This is a genomic window from Trinickia dinghuensis (assembly GCF_003367175.1).
In the GTDB taxonomy this organism is placed as follows: Bacteria; Pseudomonadota; Gammaproteobacteria; order Burkholderiales; family Burkholderiaceae; genus Trinickia; species Trinickia dinghuensis.
In genome coordinates this window covers 21,280-31,031 of the sequence record NZ_QRGA01000007.1, presented here as the reverse complement: position 1 = coordinate 31,031, position 9,752 = coordinate 21,280, and the positions used below count along the sequence as shown (strand labels likewise).

Genomic DNA, 9,752 nt, shown 5'->3' with positions numbered 1-9,752 from the left:
AGTGGGAACCGTAACGCTGTTGCCGGTCAGCCCGGTCCAATCCCACTTGAACTCCGATGTGATGCCGCCATTCGGCGCGACTGTGCCGCTCGAGATCCCCGCACCGTTCAAGGCACAGGGTGCCGACGAACAGTCGTAGATGGGTTCAGCTGCAGCCTGCGAGGTGAAGAGCAGGCTGTTGCCAATAGTGCCGGTGAGTCCGCTCGTCAGAATCGCGCCCGAGGCGGGCAGGCCAGGCCCCTTTACCAACGCCGAAACGACGTAGTTGCTGCCACTCGTGATGCCATGCGGGATCTGGATGTTGAGGCCCGATTCGTAGCGGTTGTTCGCTGCGTCCGCTGAATCGGTGTACTGCAGGCGGCCAACGAACGACGCGATCGAGATGGCATACTGTTCCTGATCGCCGATGATGTCCCAACCGCTAGCGGTCTTTTGCACGACATCTGCTACGAAGTTTTGATTGCCGCTTGCGTCGGTATAGATGAGATCGACCAACGCTGCCGGATTAGTGACGGCGGGCAGCGTGCCAGCAGGCAAGAAGGCGAGCGTCTTGATACCGGTAAGCAAGGCGCCCGTCGCAAACAAGCTGGGATGGCTCGTTTGCATAGTGGTGTTGCCGTTATCCAGATAGCTCGCGTCAACCGCGGTCGAGCAGGCGCCTGTCGTACCTCCCATGCAGGAGCTCAACGACGATTGCAGGCTCGCCAGATAGTTCGCCGGTTGGCTCGGCGCTACAAGTGGTGTTGAAACGGTCGTGGTGCTATTGAGCGAGATAGGCGCGCCGGAATTCGCGAGGCTGGTGAGTTGCAGCCCCGTTCCGCTGGTAGACGGATTGACGGCGATGGAGTCGATGACCGCGTCGGCGCCCGTCTGATTAGGTATGAACGCCGTTCCAATCGGATCGAAGCTCGTCGTCACGCCGTTTGCCGACAAGATCGGCGCAAGCGCTGTGTCGAGCATTGCTTCTGCTGCCGAAATAGCCGCCGACGTGATGGCCGAGGTGCTGCTCGAAAGTTCGGCGGGATTGCCCGAAGCGGTCATGAGAGCGGCGACGGCGGTGGTCAAGGGCGTGACGTTGGCGGTTACGGGCGCACCGTTCGAGGTATTCGCGCTTGCTACCACCGAATACAGTGTGGCCGACGCACCGGACGGATCGGTCGCGGTGATTAGGAAGGGTGCGGTGAGGCCCGAGAGGGAAACACTGTAAGAGCCATTGCTACCTGACGTTGCGGTGGCCGTCTTGCCGTTGACGTCGATGACCGTGATGGCCGCGTTCGTAAGCGCCGTGCCCACAGCTACAGTTCCAGCCATCGAGCTGGCTGCCGCTGTTGTCGGCTGGCTCGATGATGCTGTGCTTGAACCGCTCCCGCCACCACATGCAGCGAGTACCGCAAGCGATCCGAGGGACGCACAGGTTGCAAGCTTGAATCCCCGGGTAGGACATTTGTTCTTCATTCTTTCCGATTCCTTTCAGGTTGTTGTGTCTACTCTACAAAGCGGGTGGCAGGGCGGCCTGGACTTAGCGCCCACGAATGCCTATATCGGCCTGAATCGCCGGAACTGAAGAGTAAACACTACACCTATTGTCGCGTATACAGCGTCGTTAATTAGTCGACAGGCGGGCATTCTGCACGCCATGACTGCTAAGCGCTCAACCCCTCCGTCTGCTCGGCCGGCGCCAATCTCCGTTGCTCTTGGTAAAAGGGTCAAGCAGTGTCGGCATGAAGCCGAGAAATCCCAGGAAACGCTGGCTTTCGAAGCCCACGTCGATCGCACGTACATCTCGGCTATCGAGCGCGGCATTGCGAATCCATCGATCGAGACCTTGGCGAACGTTTGCTATGCGTTAAACGTGACGCTTGCTGAACTCTTCGCGCCGTTGGATGGGGTGTCGCTCAAGCCCACGGGCGAGCGTCGGGTGAATACAGCGACGCCGCCTCACATCAAGCGCACACATCTGCGGTGACGAACTAGCGCATTGACACCGCTCCCGCGAGCTTAATGACTCGTGTCTCCGTCGGTGCTTGATACCGTGTTTGGTTGCCTTTGTGTCGGTCGACACGGGCATTGCAGCCCGCGAGTCCCGGTGCGTCGCCGGCAGGGTCAAGCAAGAGCAGGGCGTGCGGTGCGAAGGAACGATTATTTTGTCGTCCCTCTATACCGACCACGAGTGCTGCGTGCCACTTGACCGGATGCCGTTGGCGCCAGCCGATGATGACCGGGTGACCGGCTCGCAGCTCGAGGGCAGTGAAGGAAACAATCTCGTTTGCGGCGCCCACACGAAGGATGGGCTTCACGTCGAGGTCCAGCTCGGAGATGAAGCTGGCTAGCTCCGAAAGGGTTAGGCCGTGGAGGTAGTGCTGCCACGCGTGGCTCCACAACACGTGCTCGTTGCCCGCTACGCGGTAGGGCGAATAGACGGGATCCTCAAGTTTCCCGAGCATCGCAAGCGCCATCGCGACGCAATGTAAGGAGCTGCCCCCGTCCCAGTGTCCCTGGCGGCTAAAAAGAGGATTACCAGTGGCGGCCAGAGCCAAATGCGGACCAAGCCGCAAAGCAGGGTGATATTGCTGTATGAGCATGTCAGTAATCGCCTGGCAAAAGAAAGGTCGTTGTGGATCGATCCGCTTCCGTGATGAGCCACACGGTTTGTTCGTTGGCGAGCACGTAGGTGGACAGAATTCGCTGTCCGGTCAAAATCGCCTGTTCGTTCTGCTGACAGTCAGATTCGGAGAGGGTGCCGAAGTCGCCTCGAATGTGACGGATGAGTAGATCAACGATGGAAACGTGTGCGTCCGCGATTGCTTCCAGCGCGGCGGGGGTAGCGCAGATCCGTCCGAGCTTGAAGCGCGGGCCGACGCGTTGAGGTATGGGCAAATTCATAACAAACCTTCCTGGAGATGGATGAGCGCGCTGCTCCGGCAAAATCTGATGCAGGCGGTCGGATTGAGGAAACGCCGGCCAGCAGAACCGGCGCATGGGGCGAGTGTTGCGGCGTCTCGTGGACGACGTCACGGCCAAGTGAGGTCTCAGGCACACGCCTTGGCGGCGCTTCCTGCAGCGCATGACGACAATCAGGCTGATCGCCGTGATCCCAGCTACGGCGCCGGACTGGTAGAGCAGCGAGGCGCGCCGTGGGGGGAGCGACGAAAGGGATTTGGGGCATGGGGTCTCTTAAAGAAGAAGGGCGAGCACGAGCCTCCGGCGGGGCTGGATAACCGTTGCTGAGAACAGAAATGAGAAAGGCGGGACCGGCTCGAGGGCTCTACCGCGCTTCTGACGCGAGCGCGTTCGGGTAGTGTTTGGCGAGAATGCGGTTCATCTGTTCGACCAAGTCTGCCCGCTTGAATGTCAGGTGCGCGTTGCCGTTTTTAAACCAACGTAGATGGAAGTAGCCATTCTCGGCCTCCGTTAGTCGGTTCTGGCGGTCCTGCGCGACGAGCGCATGTGCGCCGTGTCGATGATCCGGCTCGGGCTTGCCGTCCAGCACGTAGAAGACGCGAATCAAGTCGTCCAGCTTGTCCGTGGCCCGATGGTTGAGAAAGCCTCCATTGAACAGGTACTTCACGATGATCTTTCTACCGAACTTGAACGGCTCGTTTGTCTTGTAGTTCCACGATAGCTGCCGAAAACATTCGAGCACGCCGCGTTCGAACATGTCGCCTCGCGCGCTGTAAAGCTGAGTGAATGTGGCTTCGATGTTGGCGGCTGTGAGCTCGGGCACGTCGCCTTCGGCAATCTGGCTATTCCATTGCTCGCGGGCTTTCGCGTCCATGAACGTTCGCAAGCCCGACTCCGCCAGCAAGTAGTCCCAGCCACGTATGTCGATGATGCGCACCATGGCGCTTTCAGCTTCGTCGCGTTTTGCGTACTCGCCCGTAATGGTTGGTCGACCGCGACAACCGTAGCTTTCGTCGAGCACGAGCCGAGGAAATCCGAGATGGGCCGCCTTGGCAAGCTGTTGGGCTTCGCCGAGCAGATCCAGCGCGGCGCGTACGCGTTCGACGACGGCGACGCGCTGATTGGCGAGGTTGGTGATGCTGATGCTCTTAACAAGATCGGTGGTGTCCATAGGTCCATGTGAATGAAGCTCGCGGGAGCGGGCGCAGAATCCTTGGGGTCAATGAGCTCGCGGCAGGTTGCCCGTACCGAGGGCCGCCCGGTCGCCGATGCGGTAGCCGATGGTGAGCGCGCAGCGCCTCGACTGGACAGGCTGCACGGACGTCGAACGATCGGTCCAGGACGGTTTGCCGCAGCCGCCCAGTAGGTAAGGCAAGGAGCGAATTGGGAAAGCATTCACAGTGGTTCTCCAGTAACAGGCATGCGATGACCTCCGGATGAGCCGGATGAGCGACGCATGAAGGGAAAGTAGAGTCGCCGGGCGTGGGCCCGGGCTTATGCCGTCGAAACGAGTGCGACGACCTGGCGGCGCAGCGCAGATGCCTTTGCTTGAGAACAGGCAAGATGACGGCGAATATCGGCCACGGTCGGGCGTACGCGACCAGCCGCGATGTCGCGCATCAGTTCCGTCACGTCGTCATCAGTCGGCGACAACTCCGGTAACGGCGTAACAGGCGCATTACGGGGAGCATGACTGCCGTCTATTTCGCCACGACGATCAGTCACGTTGCTGCGGTTGGCGATTGCCGCTTCGTGACCGGCCGTGACTGGCGTTGCTGCGCGGCGAGTCACGGTTGCCACCTCTCCCGCAGGGGGGATCGGCGGTGGCGCCGGCACCGTCACGGCTGCGACTGCGGCGGGTAAAGCGGACGGGCGAAGCGAGACGGACCAGAGGAGGCATGCGACACCTTCCAGTACCGCCGCGAACATTAGGCTCGACAGCAGATCCACTCGCGCCGGGGAGACTGCGAGTAACGTCGCTAGTCGTGACGTGACCGGATCGGCAAGTAACGCATCACGCTGCGCGGCGACCCGGTCGTGCTGCGCATCGATGCGTCGAACGTCGTCGGCCTCCGCGTTCAGCGCGTCGAGCTTGGCCGCAAGCCTCGTACGACGCACGCGCAGGCCCGGGCAGTCACGTATGCAACGACGAACCTCGGCAGCGGTCAGTTCTGCCGTCACGATGGCGCGCTCGTTCATGACCGCCGTGAGTCCGCGGCCAGAAGACGATATGGTCGGCGACGGCACCGACGCCGCGCGTCGTTCCCCTGCGTGCGCTTGGGCGAGGAGAAAGAACGTCGAATGCCCATAGACAGCCGCTGCCATGCATCCGAGCCATAACCCTGCTGCGACGCATCGCACAGTCAAGCTGCCCGAGTGCACGAGTGCGGGCAGCAGGTGCGCGCTCGTGACCAGCACGATTCCTATCGCGACCCAGACGAGTCGTTCCGGCAGCGTGCCGCCGCGTTGCCACCCCGACAGAATTGATAGGGTAATCGCCGTGCCGGTCGCTGAGACTGCGAGGGCAAACGCCCAGCGCCGGGTCGTCATGCGGCCGTCCCTCCCAAGAGTGCCGCTTGGCGGTCCAGCTTTTCACGTAGCGTGGACTTGGCCGGTGACGCAGGATCGCTATGCGTCGGATCGCTGTTCGACTGCGAGGTTTCCGCCGCCGGGTAGAATTCCTCAGCTACGGCTGCCCGCTCGTCGGGGCTGTCCTCAAACGCTCCGTTGGCGAAGCCTAGACGCGCGGCAGCGTCGAGTGCGGCCTGATCGAACCCGGCCAACTTACGCCGCACATTGCGCTCCTGCGCCTGCGTCAACGCTTCCTCGAGTGTGCTGCCCGACCGCACGGTGAGGTCGACGTAATAGATTGGCGCCCTGTAACTTTGCGTTGTGCTTTTGCCTCGTAGCTTCAGTTCAAGAGGCAAACAGGCGAGAAGATTGCCGGATATGGCTCGGAAGTAATGCAGGCGAGCGGCTAAGGTACGTATCGAATTGAAAGACGTGGTGCGCAGAATGAAGGATCCCATCTCGTCATCGTCGCCGATGAGGACGTTCAGACGCGCATAGGGCTTGCAGCCGCCTTGCTTGCCGAATCCGCAACCGTCCGGGGAGGGGCAGGGCAAGGTCTCGATGCCGTTGCCGTCCTTGCCGGTGCGTCGGCAGGTCTCGCCGTTACCGACACATACGGGGCGGCCGGTATCGCGATCGAACAACGAGAAATCTGCGCGCAGATTCAAGTCAGGGTCGGCAAAGAGCATTCGCACCGGGATAGAACGAAGCTTCCCGGGCGTTGCTTTGCGTAACGCCTCGTGCATGGGGTGCAGTAGCCATTCCCCGCGCTGCTGTACCTGGGTGGTGATCGTGAAAGCGTCGTCCTTCTCAGGCAAACGTTTGCCGTTGCGTTCGACGATTCTGCCAATCGCGATCCGCCCAACGACGGGCGGAGTGATCGCTAAGCCTTTGAGCATGTGAATCTCCCATTTGGATTGAAAAACGAGATCAGTTAGAAACGAGAAAACGCCGAGAGCCGGATTTCTGAATGGCGTACTGGGCTTCGAGCTCGGGGTGGTCGGCGAGCAGCCGTTGCAGATCGACGGCGGATGAATCGCGGCTACGCTTGAACGAGACCGTCCCGGTCTCGAACACGGCACGTGTCGCCTCGCCCATCGCCTGCTGAATCGTTTGCTTGAGTTTCGCTTCGAGCGCTTGGTGCGTTTCGATCTGCTCGCGCACAGCAACGAGGTCAGCGAATACCGACGAGAGCCGCCGATCATCCGCAAAATCCACCGTGCCGCCGCGTCCGGGATACAGATGACGTAGCGCTCGATCGGCTGACTCGGAACCGTCGGCTGGTGGTGGGGTATCGGTTGCTACGTAATGCCAGAACCGCTCCTCGAGTTCGATTAGTCGGCTAATGAGCAAGTCATCGCGGTCGACACGAAATACCTCTAGTGCCTGCCCGCAAAGCAAGACTGCAACATGAGCCGCTGCTTTACCGGTCACGGCCAGTTGGTGCTGCACTTGGATATGCACATACTCCGGGGCACCTTCTCGCCAGAGTCGCGCGCCGAACTCCCCCGCTGTTTTGCATTCCAAGATGGAAACATCGCGTGCACCAACGATTTCCCGATCGATGTTCGCGAGCATCCACGGGATGGTCGGATGACGCAGAACGGCGTTGATACGTCGAACACGATTTCCGGTTTGCTTCGTGTACGACGCCGCCACAATGGGCTCAAGTAGCGTCCCCCAGTACGTCGGGGACGTCGTATCGTCGGGAGCAGGGCGGGGCATGCCTTCTGCTCGCGACGTTTTGTCGAGCCACAGCTCCAGTGGGCTCATGTACGGGTTGAGTCCTACGGCCGCTGCGGCGTCTGATCCTCCAATACCGGTGCGGCGCACCTCCAGCCAGTCGTCTCGGGACAGGTCTTTCGTTTCCACGAGCCGCAAAGCCGGACGCTTCCTGTCACGTCCAGCCGTTTCGGGTTGAGACATGATGAACACCTCCAGAAAGAAAAATGCCCGGCGGGAAAACCCCGGCCGGGCGTCTATGCTGCAATGGTGATTGCGTCATGCAACGAGCTTAATGGCTTCGTCCCAGGCGCGTGTTTTCAGCGTGGCGCCCGCACCGAACCACGCGGCGTCACGCCGGTGATCGTCGCTGCGCGCTCGCCTGTAGTGATCCACGTGTTCAGTTACTGCATTCAGCAAGCCCCATGCGGTTCCCGACGCTGAGGCCAGATCCGCGCCTTTGCCGCGTCCGGCATAGAGCTGGCCCACGGCCTTGATCGCACGCTCGTTGACGGCCAGCGCATCGCGATCCGCCGGATTCGTGTTTGGATAGGTGAACACTCGCCGCAGGAATTTCTCGGCCACAGCGTCGGAAACCTTGCGCTCGGATAGCGCGTTCATGCGAACCATAAACGCGTCCCACGAGGACACGGCGATGCCAAGCTGGCGCTTCACGGCCTGGGCATCGAACTGCGAGCGGTGGCCGACCTTCACGGCACCCTCCGAGTCGCCAAGCGCAATCTGAAGCGTGTTGTTGCAGACCACGCGAACCGAGGTGTGCTGCGCGGTCGTTGCGAGCGTGCCGTCGCAGGCAGTCGCGAGCAGCAGATAGCCGTTGACGGTGTCGCGGCCTTTGAGTGCAACAGATTGACCAGTGCGGGCAAGTGCCCAGAGCTTCTTGCCTTCCTTCAGCACGCCCGCGGCCTCCAGCTCAAAACCCGAGAACTCGGTGAGGTCGCGATAGAATTCGAGGATTTCCTGAGGCTGAACGACTTGATAGCGTGCAGAGACGACGGACAGCGGTGCTTTGGTGTCCGAGCGATAGAGGACCTTCTGTTCGGGAAATGCGTGGATTGAGCCGAGCGCCTTGTCGCGAGCGTCGACATACCGCACTTCGGCTTCTTCGATACTCCAGTCCATGCCTGCGGCACGAGCCCAGACTTGGAGCGGCTGTTTCGGCGCGAGCTTGTTGCCGAGACCATGCCATGGCTCCTGGCCAACGTAAGCCATGGATTGAACGAGATGCATAGAAACTCCTTTGGAAAGATGAGCGCATAAAGCCCGGCGCGAGGCCGAGCAGGTTTTCGAAAAGCGGAAAAAGAGAGAGAGGCGAGTCAGTCGGGGCGAACCGTGAAGGTGCATCCGCAGGCAAGGCAGCGCCAGTTGTTGAGCACTTTCACGTCGAGTGCTTCGCCGAACGCGGCACCTGTGGCGCAGCCAGCGGCGCCGGCGACGAGCCCGGCGAGGATCGCGCCGGCAAAGCCGCCGCATGCCGCGCCGAGGGGACCGGCGATGATCCCGACAGCCGCTCCCACTTCTGCGCCGGAGAGTGCAGCTGCGATTGCGCCGCTAGCGCCGGCCGCGGCGCCCATTGCACCAAAGATTCGTCGTGCGATGTGCCGTTGTGCGGTTCGCGGAGAGTCGCATGCTGGACAGGGGGGAACTGTATCGTTTGCGTCCGAATGAACGTACGAGTCGTGGTTGTCCCGAGCACGTAGATGTCGCAGCCGGTTTGCGTCTGGCGACCAGTCGTCTTCTTCGTCGTCGAACGGAACGAATCGGGGACGGTCATGCATGGACGACGACCCCGTGCCGAATCTTGTCTACATACTTGCAGTGGCATACGGCAACGACGACACCGCCCACAAACGCTAGCGAAAATGAGATCAGGTAATCGAGAGGGGAGAGGGATAGCATCGTTTGACTCCTGACAAAGAGAACGACGCCAACACGAAGTTATGCTGGCGAAGCCGCTAAGAGGTATGCGGCTCGCGACGGTGATATATGGCTCAGTTTCTTTTGAATCGACGTAAGGCGTTGCAGATCGTCAACTGCTTTGATCGCGTTTTTCTCCCTCGTCCATGAGCGTGCGCAGCGCCACGCATTCATCCCCGACGACCTGGACTCCCTTCATTCCTACCCGTTTACGCGACTCCCCAAAACACTGTGCATTTACACAGGTTTCAGCCGAGATTGCCATGCCACATCGCGCCCCACTTACCGCTGCGCGCCTCGCCGAGATCTACGACGAACATCCGACAGACTTTGTTCTGGAGTTGGAGTGGGAGATCCATCGACTGCGCGCCACGATCCTGCTTGCAAATCAGGTCCTGCGTTCGATTGGCTCGCGGCCTGCCGACGTGCCACTGGTCGTGTGGGAAATGTTCGTCCGGACTATCGATGCCGAACCTTGTTTGCACGATTCGCGAACGCCACGCCAGCGGCGCACCCTAGACCGGCTGCGCGATGCGGCCCTTCGTCGAGCCTAGCCCAAGTCGGTCGATGCCGAGGCAGGGCCGCGGCCAGCTCGCTATCATGGTTGTGTTCGCGAGGAGGCA

The 9,752-nt window shown here is 60.9% G+C and carries 12 protein-coding genes; 3 read left to right on the top strand and 9 right to left on the bottom strand.

From position 1 onward, the window contains the following. The coding region (locus DWV00_RS12610; protein ID WP_220274688.1) for a cell wall anchor protein at positions 1-1,293 on the bottom strand (1,293 nt) is incomplete at its 3' end. Positions 1,294-1,636: 343 nt separating this feature from the next. Here DWV00_RS12610 and DWV00_RS12605 point away from each other — a divergent pair. After that, complete coding sequence (locus tag DWV00_RS12605; RefSeq protein ID WP_181885440.1) at positions 1,637-1,966, top strand: helix-turn-helix domain-containing protein; 330 nt, start codon at positions 1,637-1,639, stop codon at positions 1,964-1,966. A gap of 4 nt (positions 1,967-1,970) precedes the next feature. Here DWV00_RS12605 and DWV00_RS12600 read toward each other — a convergent pair whose 3' ends face one another. From DWV00_RS12600 to DWV00_RS12590, 3 genes are all read right to left on the bottom strand, one after another. After that, positions 1,971-2,582: a hypothetical protein gene (locus DWV00_RS12600; RefSeq protein WP_115533937.1), complete on the bottom strand. Its 612-nt coding sequence runs from the start codon at positions 2,580-2,582 to the stop codon at positions 1,971-1,973. Between the two features lies 1 nt (position 2,583). After that, positions 2,584-2,883 (bottom strand): hypothetical protein, encoded by a 300-nt coding sequence (locus DWV00_RS12595; RefSeq protein ID WP_115533936.1) that lies wholly within the window; start codon positions 2,881-2,883, stop codon positions 2,584-2,586. Between the two features lie 382 nt (positions 2,884-3,265). Further along, positions 3,266-3,922 (bottom strand): DUF4942 domain-containing protein, encoded by a 657-nt coding sequence (locus tag DWV00_RS12590; protein WP_245964852.1) that lies wholly within the window; start codon positions 3,920-3,922, stop codon positions 3,266-3,268. Positions 3,923-3,940: 18 nt separating this feature from the next. On the opposite strand from DWV00_RS12590, the gene DWV00_RS34570 reads away from it, so the two are divergent. Beyond that, positions 3,941-4,084, top strand: a complete 144-nt coding sequence (locus tag DWV00_RS34570) for a hypothetical protein (protein ID WP_245964851.1) — start codon at positions 3,941-3,943, stop codon at positions 4,082-4,084. Between the two features lie 311 nt (positions 4,085-4,395). On the opposite strand, the gene DWV00_RS12585 is transcribed toward DWV00_RS34570, so the two are convergent. The 5 genes from DWV00_RS12585 to DWV00_RS34565 form a co-directional block, all read right to left on the bottom strand. Beyond that, on the bottom strand, positions 4,396-5,100 hold the full coding sequence (locus DWV00_RS12585; RefSeq protein ID WP_342766978.1) for a hypothetical protein: 705 nt from the start codon (positions 5,098-5,100) through the stop codon (positions 4,396-4,398). A 347-nt stretch (positions 5,101-5,447) separates the two neighbouring features. Next, entirely contained in the window at positions 5,448-6,371 is a 924-nt protein-coding gene (locus tag DWV00_RS12580; protein ID WP_115533933.1) for a recombination directionality factor, read from the bottom strand. Between the two features lie 31 nt (positions 6,372-6,402). Further along, entirely contained in the window at positions 6,403-7,398 is a 996-nt protein-coding gene (locus DWV00_RS12575; protein ID WP_115534293.1) for a YqaJ viral recombinase family nuclease, read from the bottom strand. A gap of 75 nt (positions 7,399-7,473) precedes the next feature. After that, on the bottom strand, positions 7,474-8,442 hold the full coding sequence (locus tag DWV00_RS12570) for a DUF932 domain-containing protein (RefSeq protein WP_115533932.1): 969 nt from the start codon (positions 8,440-8,442) through the stop codon (positions 7,474-7,476). Positions 8,443-8,528: 86 nt separating this feature from the next. After that, entirely contained in the window at positions 8,529-8,786 is a 258-nt protein-coding gene (locus DWV00_RS34565) for a hypothetical protein (protein ID WP_245964850.1), read from the bottom strand. Between the two features lie 606 nt (positions 8,787-9,392). Between DWV00_RS34565 and DWV00_RS33645 the strand changes: the two genes are divergently transcribed. Beyond that, positions 9,393-9,683, top strand: coding sequence for a hypothetical protein (locus tag DWV00_RS33645; protein ID WP_147297885.1), 291 nt, complete (start codon positions 9,393-9,395; stop codon positions 9,681-9,683). The last annotated feature ends 69 nt before the right edge of the window (positions 9,684-9,752 follow it).